Source organism: Pedobacter polysacchareus (assembly GCF_019802255.1).
Taxonomy (GTDB): Bacteria; Bacteroidota; Bacteroidia; order Sphingobacteriales; family Sphingobacteriaceae; genus Pedobacter; species Pedobacter polysacchareus.
On sequence record NZ_JAHYSS010000001.1, the window covers coordinates 88,755 to 105,371 of the forward strand.

17 protein-coding genes are annotated in these 16,617 nt (G+C 42.2%); 10 read left to right on the top strand and 7 right to left on the bottom strand.

The features are described 5' to 3' along the window. Positions 1 to 21: 21 nt before the first annotated feature. The 9 genes from ruvX (at position 22) to K7X70_RS00380 (ending at position 8,170) form a co-directional block, all read left to right on the top strand. The gene (ruvX, locus tag K7X70_RS00340) at positions 22 to 435 is read left to right on the top strand and encodes a Holliday junction resolvase RuvX (protein ID WP_222535221.1); all 414 of its coding nucleotides are present in this window, start codon (positions 22 to 24) and stop codon (positions 433 to 435) included. A 130-nt stretch (positions 436 to 565) separates the two neighbouring features. Beyond that, positions 566 to 1,201 (top strand): O-methyltransferase, encoded by a 636-nt coding sequence (locus K7X70_RS00345; protein ID WP_222535222.1) that lies wholly within the window; start codon positions 566 to 568, stop codon positions 1,199 to 1,201. Positions 1,202 to 1,204: 3 nt separating this feature from the next. Further along, complete coding sequence (locus K7X70_RS00350; RefSeq protein WP_222535223.1) at positions 1,205 to 1,888, top strand: glucosaminidase domain-containing protein; 684 nt, start codon at positions 1,205 to 1,207, stop codon at positions 1,886 to 1,888. Positions 1,889 to 1,905: 17 nt separating this feature from the next. Beyond that, positions 1,906 to 2,799 (top strand): glucosaminidase domain-containing protein, encoded by an 894-nt coding sequence (locus K7X70_RS00355; protein WP_222535224.1) that lies wholly within the window; start codon positions 1,906 to 1,908, stop codon positions 2,797 to 2,799. A 67-nt stretch (positions 2,800 to 2,866) separates the two neighbouring features. Further along, entirely contained in the window at positions 2,867 to 3,619 is a 753-nt protein-coding gene (locus K7X70_RS00360; protein ID WP_222535225.1) for a hypothetical protein, read from the top strand. A 26-nt stretch (positions 3,620 to 3,645) separates the two neighbouring features. Next, positions 3,646 to 3,951: a hypothetical protein gene (locus K7X70_RS00365; protein WP_255606845.1), complete on the top strand. Its 306-nt coding sequence runs from the start codon at positions 3,646 to 3,648 to the stop codon at positions 3,949 to 3,951. Between the two features lie 71 nt (positions 3,952 to 4,022). Then, positions 4,023 to 5,045 carry a DUF3078 domain-containing protein gene (locus tag K7X70_RS00370; protein WP_222535226.1) on the top strand — a complete coding sequence of 341 codons (1,023 nt, stop codon included), beginning with the start codon at positions 4,023 to 4,025 and terminating at the stop codon, positions 5,043 to 5,045. Between the two features lie 84 nt (positions 5,046 to 5,129). Next, positions 5,130 to 6,470 (top strand): signal recognition particle protein, encoded by a 1,341-nt coding sequence (ffh, locus tag K7X70_RS00375; RefSeq protein WP_062546296.1) that lies wholly within the window; start codon positions 5,130 to 5,132, stop codon positions 6,468 to 6,470. A 158-nt stretch (positions 6,471 to 6,628) separates the two neighbouring features. Next, positions 6,629 to 8,170 carry a YifB family Mg chelatase-like AAA ATPase gene (locus K7X70_RS00380; RefSeq protein WP_222535227.1) on the top strand — a complete coding sequence of 514 codons (1,542 nt, stop codon included), beginning with the start codon at positions 6,629 to 6,631 and terminating at the stop codon, positions 8,168 to 8,170. Between the two features lie 63 nt (positions 8,171 to 8,233). Here K7X70_RS00380 and K7X70_RS00385 read toward each other — a convergent pair whose 3' ends face one another. From K7X70_RS00385 to K7X70_RS00405, 5 genes are all read right to left on the bottom strand, one after another. After that, entirely contained in the window at positions 8,234 to 8,512 is a 279-nt protein-coding gene (locus K7X70_RS00385) for a hypothetical protein (protein WP_222535228.1), read from the bottom strand. Between the two features lie 38 nt (positions 8,513 to 8,550). Then, positions 8,551 to 9,981, bottom strand: a complete 1,431-nt coding sequence (locus K7X70_RS00390; RefSeq protein ID WP_222535229.1) for a COG3014 family protein — start codon at positions 9,979 to 9,981, stop codon at positions 8,551 to 8,553. Positions 9,982 to 10,006: 25 nt separating this feature from the next. After that, positions 10,007 to 10,600, bottom strand: a complete 594-nt coding sequence (locus K7X70_RS00395) for a penicillin-binding protein activator LpoB (protein WP_062546300.1) — start codon at positions 10,598 to 10,600, stop codon at positions 10,007 to 10,009. Positions 10,601 to 10,637: 37 nt separating this feature from the next. Then, the gene (locus K7X70_RS00400) at positions 10,638 to 11,048 is read right to left on the bottom strand and encodes a hypothetical protein (RefSeq protein ID WP_222535230.1); all 411 of its coding nucleotides are present in this window, start codon (positions 11,046 to 11,048) and stop codon (positions 10,638 to 10,640) included. 195 nt (positions 11,049 to 11,243) lie between these two features. After that, positions 11,244 to 11,837 carry a TlpA family protein disulfide reductase gene (locus K7X70_RS00405; RefSeq protein WP_222535231.1) on the bottom strand — a complete coding sequence of 198 codons (594 nt, stop codon included), beginning with the start codon at positions 11,835 to 11,837 and terminating at the stop codon, positions 11,244 to 11,246. Positions 11,838 to 11,921: 84 nt separating this feature from the next. On the opposite strand from K7X70_RS00405, the gene K7X70_RS00410 reads away from it, so the two are divergent. Further along, a complete protein-coding gene (locus K7X70_RS00410; RefSeq protein WP_222535232.1) occupies positions 11,922 to 14,072 on the top strand; it encodes a S9 family peptidase in 2,151 nt (716 codons plus the stop codon). A 107-nt stretch (positions 14,073 to 14,179) separates the two neighbouring features. Here K7X70_RS00410 and K7X70_RS00415 read toward each other — a convergent pair whose 3' ends face one another. After that, on the bottom strand, positions 14,180 to 15,178 hold the full coding sequence (locus K7X70_RS00415) for a tail fiber domain-containing protein (RefSeq protein WP_222535233.1): 999 nt from the start codon (positions 15,176 to 15,178) through the stop codon (positions 14,180 to 14,182). A 26-nt stretch (positions 15,179 to 15,204) separates the two neighbouring features. Then, positions 15,205 to 16,617 carry a hypothetical protein gene (locus K7X70_RS00420; RefSeq protein ID WP_222535234.1) on the bottom strand — a complete coding sequence of 471 codons (1,413 nt, stop codon included), beginning with the start codon at positions 16,615 to 16,617 and terminating at the stop codon, positions 15,205 to 15,207.

A 16,617-nucleotide genomic window follows, 5' to 3' on the forward strand; every position in this document is an offset into this window, starting at 1 on the left:
TTGATTTGCATATTTGCATTTATGCCGAGAATTGTAGCTTTTGATTACGGAACTAAACGGATCGGAATTGCCGTTACAGACCCCCTGCAAATTATTGCCACCGGGCTGGATACCATACATCCGAAAGACATCATCGATTACCTGAAAAAATATATGCTTACAGAAGCTGTGGAAGCCTTTGTACTCGGAGATCCCATACAAATGGACGGCACGCCTTCAGCATCCAAACAGCATGTAAAAGGTTTTGCGAAGCTATTAAAGAGAACCTTTCCAGACATCCCGCAGTTCTGGATCGATGAACGTTTTACCTCTAAGCTTGCCCATCAAACCATCATGCAGAGTGGATTTAAAAAGCAAGACCGAAGGGATAAAGAGCGGGTAGATACGATTGCAGCGACGATCATCCTGCAATATTTTATGGAACAGCCCCGTTAATAGTACAATTTTGACTTGCAAGGCCGATCCAGATAAAGCATACGCTTGCTATATTTAAAGCCATAAACCTGGTTTATTAAAGAAATAAACCAGATCCAATTAAAGAATACGAATGCCGAATAATTAAATTATGAGCCTGATTAATGACGATATGCAGCAATTGCTGCTCAATTACTGCGAACCGGAATCAGCGTTACTTAAAAAAATAGACCGCGAAACCAACCTTAAAGTACTGATGCCGAGAATGATTTCCGGTCATTATCAAGGCCGTGTATTGAGCTTTTTAAGCAAAATGATCACTCCGCGAAGAATTTTAGAAATTGGTACGTTTACCGGATACGCCACAATTTGTCTGGCAGAGGGTTTAACCGAAGACGGAATCATTTATACGCTGGACAAAAATGAAGAGCTGGAAGAAATGGTGATCCGCAACCTTGCAGCTGCCCCAAGTCCAGAAAAAATCCGTTACATTTTAGGGGATGCTACGGAAACCATCAATGATCTGGAGGAGACTTTTGACCTGGTATTTATCGATGCTGATAAAAAAAACAACGGTACTTATTATGACCTGATTTTCGACCGTGTACGTCCTGGAGGACTGATTATCGTAGATAATGTGCTTTGGAGTGGTAAGGTATTAAAGCCCGCACAAGATAAAGAAACTAAAAATATAAGTACATTTAATGATAAAATAGCGGCCGACAACCGTGTAGAAAAACTGATTCTCCCCATTAGGGACGGACTGTTTATCATCAGAAAAAAATAAAATATGGTTAAAAAACTATGGTCGATTTTGCTCATCATCACACTTTTTAGTGTTGCTGCGCAGGCCCAAAGTACAGAAGATTATATTACAGAACGCGTTGATCACGCCCAGGAGCTCATGCGGGAAAACGGAATCCCGGCCAGTATCATTATCGCCGTTGCGATTCACGAATCGGCTTCCGGACAAAGTAAAATTGCCCGATATATGAACAACCATTTCGGCATTAAAGGACCCAATAACAATACGGAAATCCGTTCCGCTTACCGTGATTACGACTCTGTAGAGGCCTCTTATGATCATTTTATTGAGTTTTTGAAAAGCAGGGCAACTTTCAGCCCCTTATTTGAAAAATATAATCAATATGATTACCGGGCCTGGGCCAGGGGCATACAGCGCGGTGGTTATGCACACAGCAGATCATGGTCCTCGCAAATCGTTGGTCTCATCAAAAAATACGAGCTTTACCAGTATGATGAACGACCTGAAGATTATGTAGAACCTGCAGTTGTGGTTAGCAGTCATGTCAAGAAAAGGGCTTCTGCTGCTACAGGAAGAAGATATACCGTAAAAAGTGGGGATAATTTAAGTACGATCGCCAAGCGTTACCATACCAGCACTAAAGCAATTATGAAAAAGAACGGACTGAAGAGCATACGCCTGAAACCCGGACAAAAAATAAGAATCTAATGAACAATAATTTTCTAATGAAAAGTAGAGTAGTCTTGCTTGCCCTGATTTTTCCGCTATTATTTGCCTGTAAAACCAAACAATACAGTCGCAATAACAAGCAAATTGAAAAGGCAGCCAATAAAGCAAATCCAAATATGCCTTCTTATACCACTTTGAACTACATTGAGTCGTTTAAAGCAGTCGCAATTGAAGAGATGAATGCTTTTGGAATTCCAGCAAGTATTACCCTGGCACAAGGAATTATTGAATCCGGTAGCGGAAACAGCAGTCTGGCGAAGTTTGCCAATAACCATTTTGGGATTAAATGCACATCTGAATGGAAAGGAAAGGCGTATTACAAAGACGATGATAAAAGTGACGATTGCTTTCGCGTGTATAAAGATGCGAGAGAATCTTATAAAGACCATTCACAGTTTCTCAAAAGAAAGCGTTACAGCTTTCTTTTTGAGCTAGACAAGAACGACTATAAAAACTGGGCTTATGGCCTGAAACAAGCAGGATATGCCACAAACCCAAAGTATCCGACCATGCTGATTAACATCATTGAGAGGTACCAATTGTATCAATATGATCAATCGGAAACAGAAAAAGAAAAATTGAAAAGAGAGGATAAAGTATTCACTGAGATCAATGCAGGCATCACTGAGGAAAAGAAAAAATTCACGCCGGTAGCGACGCCGCCATCTAAACAAGTCATTAAAACACCTGCAGATACCAGCGGTACAGTGCCATCAGGTCCTGGATCTGTAGACCCTCCGAGCCCTGATAAAAGCTATACTGTTCAAAAAGGAGACACCTTGTATAACCTATCTAAAAGATTCAACATTAGTATTGAAGACATCAAAACCTTGAATTCGCTATCAGAAGAAGGCATTAAGATCGGCCAGAAACTGATCCTGGTTAAATAAATCCGGGCTTAGTTAAATAATGTTAATCTTTAATTCGAAGTATAGATATCTCGTAATTTTGTAGGCAATGAAGCGGTTAGGTTTATTCTTGTTACTTTCTTTTCTAAGTTTTAAAATTTTTGCACAGCAACCAGTGGTGCAGGGATTTGTCATTGACAAAGAATCCAAATTGCGATTGGCAAAGGTATATGTATACAATTCCAGTAAGGACGAAGGTATTTACAACAATCCAAAAGGAGAATTTAGCATCAAAGCTTCGGTTGGGGACACGTTATTTGCCGTATTACAAGGTTATGCCCTGGATACCTTGGTTTATAAAGGCCAGAAAGCCGTCTATTTTCAATTGAAATCATTAGGTATTAATTTAAGAGAGGTGGCCATTATTGGTGAAAAATACACTCCTCAGCAACGTCATGAACTTAGCTTAAAAGAGTACAAATACGCCTTGGATAAAGGCAAAGCCAAAGACTTGCTCAATTTAGGGACAGGTGGTGTCGGACTGGGGATTGATGCGATTTACAACCTGTTGAGCCGCGATGGCAAGAATGCCAGACACCTGCAGCAGATCCTTGAAAAAGACTATAAAGAAGCAATTATTGACTACCGTTTTAAGCCCGAATATGTGAAAAGGGTACTCCATATCGGTGACTATGAAGCCGCAGATTTTATGCAGCAATACCGTCCTACGTATCAGTTTGCACTGACGGCATCTGATTATGCCTTCATCGTATTCCTGAAAAACAGTTATGCGAGCTATAAGCGAAATCCGGCCGCATTCCGGCTTAAGCCACTCCCAAAATTAACGGTTGATGAGTTTTGAGGTATTTCTTTTTGATATGGCCCCGGATGTCTGCCAATGCAATGGCCATCTTTCCCTTTATCATTTTACAGCATAAAGCGCAAAAAACCAATTCAACCTTAATCAATCATGAGCGCATTCACCTGCGCCAGCAGCTGGAACTCCTGATCCTTCCTTTCTATATTTTATATGGCCTGAACTATTTGCTGAACCTTTACCGCTTCAAAAATCACTATCTCGCCTATTTTAACATCCGTTTTGAGCGGGAAGCCTATGCAAATGAATCAGATTTAGGCTATTTGAAAAGACGTAAATGGTGTGCATGGTGGCCTTACCGTGCTGAAAAGCCGTAAATCCCTCAGCATCTGCAATTAGTTTGCTATTAAACTTTTAATAAGCAACATTTTTGTTTTTCTTTGTAGGAATGAAGATTTTTTACGCCAGCTTCTTATTGATCTTAGTCGTGTCCCTCAATTCAGCATCTGCTCAAGAAGTAGACAGCATTCCAATTGATACTAAAGGTTTAGACATTAAACTTAAACGCAGCCCCCTGCCTTCGAGAACGGGAAACCTGAATTTTAAAGCGGTGCCCCTGGCGCCAATTGTTGTGAATGCAAAAGTAAATTACTGGAAGACCAGAACTTCTGTGGGCATTAATTTCTCCCAGGCTGCATTTTCCAATAACTGGACTGGTGGTGGAGTAAACTCTGTGGCTTTAGGTGGCGTAGTCAATTACAAGGCAGAATACAGCAAAGAAAACTACAGTTATGTAAGTGAGCTGATCCTGGAATATGGAAAGGTGAGAAATAAAGGACAACTTCAGAAAAAAACAAGAGATCGTATCTTTTGGGATAACAAAGCGGCAATCCAGCTTTCTAAAAACTGGTACTTCTTCGGTTCCATCAACTTTGAATCTCAATTCGATAAAGGATTTAAATATTATAATGATGCGGCAGGTGTAGAAAGAGAAATTCTGACCTCCAAATTTATGTCGCCAGGTTATTTAACAGAATCCATGGGTTTTGAGTATAAGCCGAATAAGTACTTCTCTACCCGAATTGGTACAGGTACTGCGAAACAAACTTTCGTGCTTGCACCAAATGAACTGTTCATCACCCCACCGGATTCAGTCAACCGCAGTGAATCTAATTACGGGGTGCCTAAAGGAAAAAAATTCAGAAATGAGCTGGCTTTCCAGGTGGTGAGTAATTTTGAGAAAGAAATTTTCACAAATACAGTGCTGAAGGCTAGATATCAGATGTTTATTCCTTACGACAGGGCTTTGTCGAACATCGATCACCGTTTGGACATCACCCTAACTTCTAAGCTTAACAGGCTGATGAATGTCAGTTTAAATGGTGTTGGTTTGTTAGATAAAGATACAGATCCTAAGATTCAGGCGAATCAGACACTTGCTATTGGCGTGATGTTTGTTTTCCCGAGGTAATACTTTATAAATATTGCCATTTCATTCGGCCAAAATTAATAACTTTGGCTTTCACAAAAAATTGAACACTAAGCATTAAAGAAAATGTTTGAAAATTTACAGGATAAACTAGACCGTGCATTTAAAGTTTTAAAAGGACAAGGCAGTATTACAGAAATCAACGTGGCCGAAACCATGAAAGAAATCCGTAAGGCTTTGTTGGATGCCGACGTAAATTACAAAACAGCCAAGAGCTTCACAGATGATGTGAAGGAAAAAGCACTTGGTTTAAATGTACTTACCGCTGTTTCTCCGGGTCAGTTGCTGACTAAAGTAATGAACGATGAGCTGACTGCCTTAATGGGTGGTGAAGTGACAGAGTTAGATTTAAAAACCAATCCAACCATCATATTGATCGCCGGACTGAATGGTGCGGGTAAAACTACCTTCACTGGAAAACTGGCCAACTACCTGAAAAGTAAGGGCAAGAAACCTTTATTGGTTGCAGGTGATATGTATCGCCCTGCGGCGGTAGACCAGCTTCAGATTCTTGCAGAGCAGATTGGCGTACCAGTATATGCGAACCTTGCATCGAAAGATCCGGTAGCCATTGCTATGGAAGGTATTGCGGAAGGTAAAAAGAACCACAACAATGTAATTATTATTGATACGGCAGGTCGTTTAGCAATAGACGAGGAGATGATGAATGAGATCGCTGCCGTAAAAGAACATACAAAACCCCACGAAATTCTATTCGTAGTGGATGCCATGACCGGTCAGGATGCGGTGAATACTGCAAAAGCCTTTAACGACAGGTTAGACTTTACAGGTGTGGTATTGACCAAATTAGATGGTGATACTCGTGGTGGTGCGGCATTATCGATTAAATCGGTAGTAAACAAGCCGATTAAATTTATTGGTACCGGTGAGAAAATGGAAGCCCTGGATGTGTTTTATCCAGAAAGGATGGCTTCACGTATCCTGGGTATGGGTGACGTGGTTTCCCTTGTTGAGCGTGCACAACAGCAGTTTGATGAGAAAGAAGCGGCAGAACTTCAAAAGAAAATCCGCAAGAACAAGTTTGACTTCAACGATTTCTACAGCCAGATTCAGCAGATCAAGAAAATGGGTAACATGAAAGACTTGATGGGCATGATTCCAGGTGTGAGCAAAATGATGAAGAATGTGGAGATCGAAGACGATGCTTTTAAAAATGTAGAAGCCATTATTCAATCGATGACCAAGTACGAGCGTGAAAATCCGGATAGCATTCAGCAAAGCAGACGCGCAAGGATTGCTAAAGGTTCTGGAAACAAAATTGAAGATGTAACGAAACTGATCAAACAGTTCGAAGATATGCGTAAAGTCATGAAGCAATTCTCTAATCCTGCAGCAGCAGCGAAAATGATGAAAAATATGCCTAAAATGCCAATGGGCAGAATGTAGGTTCAGCGCTTAAAAAAGAATAATTTTAGAAAATTTTAGAAAACCCGGTCCTTTAAGACCGGGTTTTTTATTTGCAGTTTATTTCGGTTTTATTGGCGGGAATCTAACCACTGTATCGTTGATTCACATAGATTAGACCAGAACCCGATCTGTTAACTATGCTGGTAAAAACTTATGGAAGCGCCGTTTTCGGCGTCGATGCACTGACCATTACGATTGAAGTCTGCATAGGCGGCGGCAACAAATACCATATCGTCGGCTTGCCAGACAATACGATCCGGGAAAGCCTGAGGAGGATAGAGAGTGCAATCCAGTCTGCTGGATTAAAAATGCCCAGACAGAAGATTGTGATCAATCTGTCTCCGGCTGGAATCCGGAAAGAAGGCGCCGCTTACGACCTTCCAATTGCCATTGCGATTCTCGCCGCTTCAGGGCAAATAGAAGCACTCCATGCCGATCAATACTTCATTATGGGAGAACTCTCTTTAGACGGCGGATTACAGCCAATCAGAGGAGCCTTACCGATTGCTATACAAGCACAGGCCGCTGGATTCAAAGGTTTCATTCTCCCTAAAGACAATTCCAGAGAAGCGGCCATCGTCAGTGAACTGCTGGTTTATGGAATGGATAACCTATTGGAAGTGGTTTCCTTTTTTAAGCTTCCCTTAGCGGAGAAGCCTCCTCATACTTTTGTGGCGACAAAAGATACCTTTTCTATTTCAGCTGATTTTGACTGTGATTTCGCTGATGTGAAAGGTCAGGAGAATATTAAGCGGGCCTTAGAAATTGCAGCTGCCGGAGGCCATAACCTCATTTTAATTGGCCCCCCTGGCGCCGGAAAAACAATGTTAGCAAAGCGATTGCCCAGCATTTTACCTCCATTAAGTATTCCTGAAGCCTTGGAAACCACTAAAATTCATTCCGTTGCGGGAAAACTAAATGGCCTGGATGCTTTATTGAGCAGTCGGCCATACCGTTGTCCGCACCACACCATTTCAGATGTGGCATTGGTGGGTGGTGGCGCAAACCCACAACCCGGAGAAATTTCCCTGGCCCATAACGGGGTACTGTTCCTGGACGAACTCCCGGAATTTAAAAGAAGCGTGTTAGAGGTGATGCGGCAACCTTTAGAAGAGCGTAACATCACAATTTCCAGAGCGAAATTAAGTGTCAGCTACCCGGCTAGCTTCATGCTGATTGCTTCTATGAATCCCTGTCCCTGTGGTTTCTATAACCATCCCACCAGAGAATGCAGCTGTGCCGGAGGTATGGTACAAAAATACCTGAGCAAGATTTCCGGACCACTGCTGGATCGGATAGACCTTCATGTGGAAGTCACACCAGTAAATTTTAAAGAGTTAACTTCTGAAGTCACTGCGGAAAAGAGCGAGCTGATTAGAGCAAGGGTGATTGCCGCAAGAGCCATTCAAGGGATTCGCTTCCAGGGAAGGCCTGATATGCATTGTAATGCACAAATGAATGCGAATATGGTACGTCAGGTCTGTCAGATCAATGCCAAAGGACAGGCACTGATTAAAAAAGCGATGGAAAGGTTGGGCTTATCGGCCAGGGCTTATGACCGGATTTTGAAGGTAGCGAGGACCATTGCAGATCTTGCCGGAACAGAAGACATCAGGTCGGAACATTTAGCAGAAGCCATCAATTACCGGAGCCTGGACCGGGAAAGCTGGACGCCATAAGATGAACATAAAAATGCTTAAGGAAGGCGCAACCCATAAGTTAAGCCTTCCTTATTTTATGGATTAAGCTTCGTCGTCCTCGTACTGATCCTCGCCCTCTTCATCTTCCTCTTCTACTTCCGGCACATACGCCATAATTTCTTTACCGATATTATTGATCTCTTCGTCGATCTCGAACAAAGGCAATGCGGTTTCTTCATCTAGTTTCAGCCATTGAAGGTCTGTATCTTTTTGAATGTGGGCATATTCTTTACCTTCTTTAAAAATTACATACGTATCATTTCCTTCTGGAAAGACCGCATAACTCACATCCCCTATTTCAATATCAAAAGGCTCTTGCATAATGTTTTATTTTTATTTTATTAATATGATCATCGCGACTAACGCAAGGTGGAGTAGTTGTAAAACTGCAGCCGTCCTGTGCCCATCACTTCTATTGTTTTTATTTCTTCTGTCCCATTCGATGCTTTCAAAGTCAGCGTAATGGTATTTTTCCCTTTTTGTAAAGGGATTCTTGCATAACTAATGCTGGCGGGTAAAGACTGCCAGTTTCTGGTATCGGATTTCTCCGACAATAAACTATACAATTGAACGCCAAAACCTAGTCCTTCCAGTAAAGAGTTGTCTTTTCCATTCTTTCCAGTTCCTTTTGAACTTTCCCGAAGCACATATTCCGCGCTTTTCTTCACTGCCAGGCGACTTAGCGTTTTACCCATTTCTTTTAGAAATCGCTGTTGCAAAGTTTTATAGGCCAGTTCATTGATGTCCTCTGCTTTTTCAAACCCCACTGTTGTTTTCCCATCCGTCAAAGTGGCGCTGCTAAAAAATGGCGGCCTGCTCACATATTTCGGAAAAGCAGCCCTTAAACTCTGAACGGAATTTACATTAAAATCGCTGCCGTAACCGTTGCTGAAAGGAATAATAATTGTTCCGCCCACATTGGTGAAAAACAAACTGCCATCCTCTCCTTTGACCAAAGAGAAGAAAAACTCTTCCTGTTCCTTTACCGGGGCCAGTCCATTCTCCCAGAAGAACACCAGTTCGCCGCCTTCCGGTGCTTGCACTGGCGTATATTTAAGCTTTAAAATTGCCTCGAAACGCTGTAATTCGGCGGTAAAGCCCATTGCCGCAGCCGTTCTTAAAAGGTCTTTTTTCAGTTCTTCCGGCATCGGCGTGCCATAATAGGTTTGATCTTTACTGTTCAGGTAAACCTCCGCAGCATTACGATAAGCAATGAATGCATTGTTCATATCGCCATCATATTCATAGATCAAGCCCTGCAGCATTAAAGAGAAGGCATCTTTCGAATAGCGGCTATCCTTATTATTGAACTTATCGCCTTGTTCCTGAGACTGTAATCCGATCCGTCTGGCTTCCACAATAGCGTCTTCCGGTTTACCGAGATACACATAATTTAAAGCCTTATAATAATGGATCATGAACTTCTCAAAATCTTCTCCTTTATAGACCTGATTCATTGGGTTTACTAAAGTCCCAACTACTGCGTCCATTGTACCGCCCAATCCATTTTCCAACAGCTGATCGGCTTCATTGAAGTAGCGGTTACTATTTTCATAATCACCCATCAAGTGAGCCGTTTTCCCCTTTTCCATCAGGAACAGCAGCTTATTACGAGGTTTTTGCAGGAGCTTATTCTTTTCCAGCTCCTTCATCGCCTCTGTATAATTACCACTAGCCATCTGCTTATAATATGGCGTAATCATATCATTATAGCTGGAACAGCTAAAAAGAAAGAGCATCAATCCTATAAAGATTGATGCTCTAAAAGTATGCTTAGTGTGATTCACCATGTGAGATTTAGCCTGTTAAGCCAGACTAATTTTTAACGTATTTCGTGATTTTTTTATCGCCAATCCAAACCACTTCATTGGTCTGAATATCGGTCAGTTCCAGATTTACCTGGTAGTAAACTACTTTTTGTCTTTTATGAGCGTCTACAATAGAGTTGATCGATCCCTGAAGGATGTAATCTGCACCATTCTCCAGTCCGAATTTCTTCATCGTAGATACCGAAGCATTTTCCTGCTGATCTGCTTTCTCTGCACGCAGTTCTTCTCTCTTTTTACCACCTTGAACCAGCCTTACCCGGCCACTTTGGATGAAAGCCTGTTCTACATCTTTTACGAAAGTCTCCGCATCAATGTGTTCATGACTTTTATTGGTCACCACACCCACGATTACAGTCGGTTTCTTGCCCGCTTTCGCTTCTAAATATTCCGGTAACCATTTGCTTCCCAAAATGCTCTGTGTCATTTCCTGGGCCACTAATCTTGAATCTGTATTGTTCCAATTACCGCTGATGTCGATCGTTTGATCAGGATTTACACGTGTAACTTGTCTGGAGCAAGAACTGATCATGATTCCAGAGGCTGCAATAGCCACTAAGGTGATTATCTTTTTGAACTGCATATATTTAAAAAATAAAATTTTCTATTGTTGTGGTGTCTTACCAACGTCCAAAATGTCTGTGGTAGCCAATATTAAAACCTCCATACCGACCATAATGTCCAAATCCCAGACCTAAAGTAGCGCCAAAATTAGGATAATAATTATAATTAAAGGAGGGGTAAAAATAACCATTGTTATAATCGTAAGGGCTGTACCAGTTGTTGTTTCTTTCCCTGCGCTGCTGACGGCGTTCTTCTCTGGCAGTATACCAGTCGTAAGCTTTATAGGTACTTTGGACAGTACTGCCTTGTGTCAGATTTAAAGAATCTGCCAGCCCCATGTATTTGGCGCGGCTTTCCTGATACCTCGGGTTTTGATCTTTAAACAGTGGAGGCGTTTGCGCAAAACCAATTGTAGCATATACAAAACTGATCATGCAACCTAAGCTAAATATCAAATTTCGTTTCATCTTTTTATGTTTTTATCTGACGCTTAAAATAGGACAACATTTATGCCAATGATTCACGATACAAAGTTAAACATGACCCTGATTTTTACTGCCATTTTAACGTTAAAAAATGTTAATTAACCAGCGTAACAAAACTTTGACATCCTGGCAATCAACGGACATTATCTACCTGGTATTCAGAACACTGACTACCAATCAATCTGCTTTCAACTGCTTAATGAAATCTACAAACTTCTTATTCCCATAATCCGCAGCACCAACTTCATGGTAAGAAAGGCGGCCATGCTTATCCAGGACTACGGTTGTAGGCAGGGAACCCGCAAATAACTGCTGAGGAATTCGACTTGCTACCGCATAAACCGGCATCTGGTATTTCTTTCTATCCATATATTTCTTCGCTTTTGCGAAATCACTATCGGCATCCACCATAATGAAAACGACTCCCTCATCACCCTTGAATTGTTCGTATAGTTTATTTACGGAAGGCATTTCCGCTAAACACGGAGGGCACCAGGTAGCCCAAAAATTAATGAAGATTACTTTGCCTTTTAAATCGCCCAGGTCTACCACTTTTCCTGACGCATCTTTAAACCTTACTCCAGCAAGACTTTCCGACTGTATATTTTCATTACCTTTTTTATAATCGATACTGGTATCAGGTGAAAACAGACCTACCTTCATCAGCCCCTGGATCATTAATGCCTTTGCCGATGGTACAAAAAGAACCACCAGGATCAGCACACCCAAAAGGCCGTTTATCACATTACTCTTATTGAAGATCTTTCTCATTTAGATAAAGTTTTAATTGGAATTATCCCAAATTAATGAAATTAATCTATTTTGTAGAGAATATGCCTCAACCTTTACTAACTTATGATAAAAAAAACTCTTCCAGGATTACTGTTACTCAGCGTAGCTTTGTCCTGTACAAACAAAGCACAAAAAATGGAACCCTATAAATGGCCAAATGCTACCCCACCGGTAGCGGAAGTGAAACCACATATCAGAACTATTCATGGTGATACGGTGGTAGATAATTATTACTGGATGATTGACTACTTTAAAAAAGGGAAAGACAGTACTGCTGTAGTGGAATACCTGACCGAAGAGAATAAATACCTGGATACGATGATGGCTGGGACGAAACAGCTTCAGGCTGATCTTTTTAAAGAGTTGAAAGGTCGTATCAAAGAAAAAGACGAATCAGTACCCGTATTGAAAAATGGTTATTTCTATTATACCAGAAGCGAAGAAGGACAGCAATATTATAAATACTGCAGAAAAAAAGGCAGTCTGGATGCCAAAGAAGAGATCTTATTAGATGTAGATGACCTGGCAAAAGGATTACCTTACTATTCCGCTACTGGTTTTGCCATCAGCCCGGACAATAAAATGCTGGCCTTTGGTGTAGATAAAGTATCGAGGCGCCAATATGTGATCCATGTTAAAAATCTGGAAACCGGCGAAGTTTTTAAAGATGCCATTCCAAATACCGAAGGTGATGCCACTTGGGCTGCCGACAATAAGACCATTTTTTACACGGCTAAAAATCCAGTCACTCTACTGAGTGAAAAGATAAAAAAACATGTATTAAATACCGACGCGAAACTGGATGAGACCGTCTATGAAGAAAAAGACAAGTCGAATTATATTGGTGTGGGTAAATCAAAATCAGGTAAATACCTTTTCATTTATTCGCAGGCCACGCAATCAAATGAGATGAGGATTCTGGATGCAGATAAACCTAATGAAGCCTTTAAAGTTTTCCAGCCAAGGGTAAAAGATGTGCTGTATGATGTGATTGCACTGGATGATAAGTTTCTGATCCTGACCAATTGGGAGGCCAAAAACTTCCGGCTGATGGAATGTCCACTGGACAAGCCAGAAAGGGCAAATTGGAAGGAAGTAATTCCGCATCGCAAAGATGTTTTACTGGAAAGTGTGGATGAATTTAAAAGTCATATCGTAGTAACTGAGCGTAAAAACGGATTGACACAACTGCTGGTTCGTCCATTCAATGGTGCTGAATATCACATTGCTTTTGAAGAGCCAACTTATATGGCGCAGGTCGGTTCAAACCCAGATTATCAAAGCAAAACTTTGCGTTATATCTATTCATCGCTCACCACGCCAACTGCTACTTATGATTATCATGTAGACACAAAAGCGCAGCAACTGATGAAACAGCAGGAAGTAGTGGGTGGCTATGATAAAGCAGCATATGTTTCGGAACGCCTATATGCGACTGCAAAAGACGGCACCAAAGTTCCCATCTCCCTCGTTTACAAAAAAGGATTGAAGAAGGATGGCAATGCGCCATTATTGTTATATGCCTATGGTTCTTACGGATCCAGTATGGATGCGACTTTTAGCAGCGGCAGGTTAAGCTTACTGGATAGAGGCTTTGTATTTGCCATCGCGCACATTCGTGGAGGCCAGGAGATGGGCCGACAATGGTATGAAGACGGTAAATTGATGAAGAAGAAGAATACTTTTACCGATTTCATTGATTGCGGACAATACCTGATTGATCAGAAACTGACCAGCAAAGGCCATTTATATGCGCAAGGCGGTAGTGCCGGCGGGTTGTTAATGGGTGCAGTCATCAATATGGCTCCAGACATGTGGAATGGCATCATTGCACAGGTTCCTTTTGTAGATGTGATCAACACGATGCTGGACGAAAGTATTCCTTTAACCACCAATGAATTTGATGAATGGGGAAATCCGAAGCAAAAAGCCGCTTATGATTATATGAAAAGTTATTCTCCGTATGAAAACATTGAGAAAAAAGCTTATCCGAATATGTTGGTCACGACTGGACTTCACGATAGTCAGGTGCAGTATTTTGAGCCCGCTAAATGGGTCGCCAAACTAAGGGCTACCAAGACCGATAAGAATGTATTGCTGCTCAAAACTGACATGGACTTTGGCCATGGCGGCGCATCTGGCAGGTTCGATTACCTGAAAGACGTTGCGCTAAATTATGCCTTCTTATTTGCATTGGAAGGGATCAATAAATAAAAAAAGTTTTTCTGGGGAGTAGAAAAGCCCCCGTAATTACCTAAATACAAAGCCCCCCTCAAAAACATTCAACTTTTTAAGGGGGGCTCGGTATTTTATAAAAGTGTTTATTTCTTTGCTTTCAGTAGTTCCTTCAATTCCGCAACTGCCTTTTTCAAATCCTCAATTTCTGATTTCATGCTTTTCAATTCTCTTTGCTGAACCGCGATTTCTTCATCATGTTCCTGCCATCCTTTCAATAAAGGGACGGTCATCGATTGATAATTCAGGGAAAGTGTCTTCTTTTGATCGCTGCCTGCTTTTACCAGAGAAGGGAAAAACTCCTGTACATTTTGCGCGATAAAACCGATCTGGTGTAAATCTACATCACGTCGGTCATAAGACACGGCATGCAGCCTCCTCAGCTGTTCAGAAACCGGAGGAAGCGTCTCAATGTTCTTCTTCAAGCGGATGTCGGAATTTGCCGTTACATCCCCTGAAGCTTTAATGTCTCCATTCACAATCACCTGCCCGGTTACTGTCAACTCTGAGTTCACATCCAGGGTGGTAAACTTTCCTTGTGCAGGTGTAGAACTACCAATCAGCGTATTGTCGATTGCCCCTTTGGTAATTTCCACGTTGTCTTTATTCTGAATGGCTAAGGTTCCTAAGCCCAGATTTTCTCTTGCGGCTTCGGCAGTAATTGCACCCGTTCCTCCTTTTTCAATAGCCAGGGTTTCTCCTGTACCACCTCCGGTACCGCCACCCATTTGGCTTTCTACCCAGTTAGTATTGGCAAGCCCGCCTTTTAGCTGGTAAAATTTCTCTTCCAGGATGGAGTAGACCAGCATCCCCACAGATCTCCTGGCCGGAGTAATCAGGTCTCTTTCCGCATTGCTGGCTACAGACCGGAAGCCTCCTTTCCCATAAATATCACTATGGGTTGCATACTTATCCGTCAGGTCGTTCGGCTCCAAAGCCCCGATTACCTTTACCTGCGCTACCGCGGAAAATGAGCTGATGCACAGGAATACACAAAATATATAGATCGCTTTCATTGGGATATAATTTTCATTACGCTTCATTGCTGTTTCAAAACTCATCATTAATGCTTTAAAATTCTTCATTGCTGTTTTAGATATGAAATGATGGCCTATTGAATGGTAAAAGTTACCGGTGCTGCTGTATTGTCTTTTTGCACATAAATCACATAATCGGTGACCCCGCCAGCAGTATTTCTAAAGGACCTGGTGGTCTTTTCAAAAGCACCGGTAGAATCCAGAATGCCGACGATGATTTTAGTTCCACCCCAGGCTGCAGGATAGGCAATTACCAGCTTTTGTCGGCCGGAAGGACTTGCTGCTTTATTGCTTACAGCCGCCGAACTCCCGAATTCACTAGTCAGGGCCAGGATTTGTGCATCAGTGGGTGCAAAATTTTCACCATCATCACCGCCAGTTGCAAAACCATAGTACCGTTTCCATTGGAAGCTCAGCGAGGCCGTTGCTTCTGTAGTTTTATTATCGGCTGTTTTTACGATTAATTTAAACACATTCGCCTCATTATTTTTTGCCATTACAGTGACCGTTCCAGTGACCGAAGCCCCTGGAGCTGGTGAAGTGCTAAAAACCTCCTGACCTGCTACATTGATACTGGTCAGCTCTCCGGTTTCCATTGCCCGCCCCGCGGTCCAGTTTAGAGAAACCGAAGTGGTACCTGATGGGCCCATCTCTCTATTTCCTGATGGATTACCGGTTAAACTCGCTGTGGGGCCTAAAGAAGGATAGAATACGGCTTCAATCCATTTAGCAAGGTCGTTGGTTCCAGGGTTTACATCTTTATAATAGGCTCCGGTAATCGGTCTGTTTCCATTGAAAGCACCAACATTTCCACCACCGCCACCGCCTAGAGTTGCTTTGTCTACCCAGGTCACAGATCCTTCTGCATTGCTGACCATCACCTGATCTTCCGCCTCAGACTTGATGTGCGCTGCGGTAATTACTTTTTCCGCTATCGAGGGATTCGGATAAGTTCCCTTTAAATCACCCCCTGCAGGTCCGCTAACTGCGCCCTGCAATAAAAGCGGAGGCCAGCTGGCATCTTCTTTCTTCGGGCCAAAAAGCGTCTGATCTGTTGTATTCACATAAAAATCTCCTGTTTTTCCTGTTCCTGCAACCGGGATTCCCACCCCATAAATCAGGTTATTTCCTGCTGCCGCAGCACCAGAGGAGAACAAGACCCAGTTGTTGTTGTTTTCCAGTTCTGCCGGTACATCTGCACAGATCAATTGATATGTTTTTGTTTTCCCGGTACCGTCGTCCATCACGGTACACAGCATTCCTGGCTGACGTCTTAGCGGGCTCAGGTTATTCCGATCTGCGAGCGTCTGCACCTGATGATGTCCACCCTTTGCATCATTCGTATAGATGATCACCTTTCCGGGTACCGGAATCAGTGGATTACCCACAAATTGTGCTGTTCCCTGCTTCGGGGCAAAAAACACAAATCCCATCGCCACCACCGCACATCTGATCCAATAATCTGTTCGTTTTTGTTTGATTTGCAT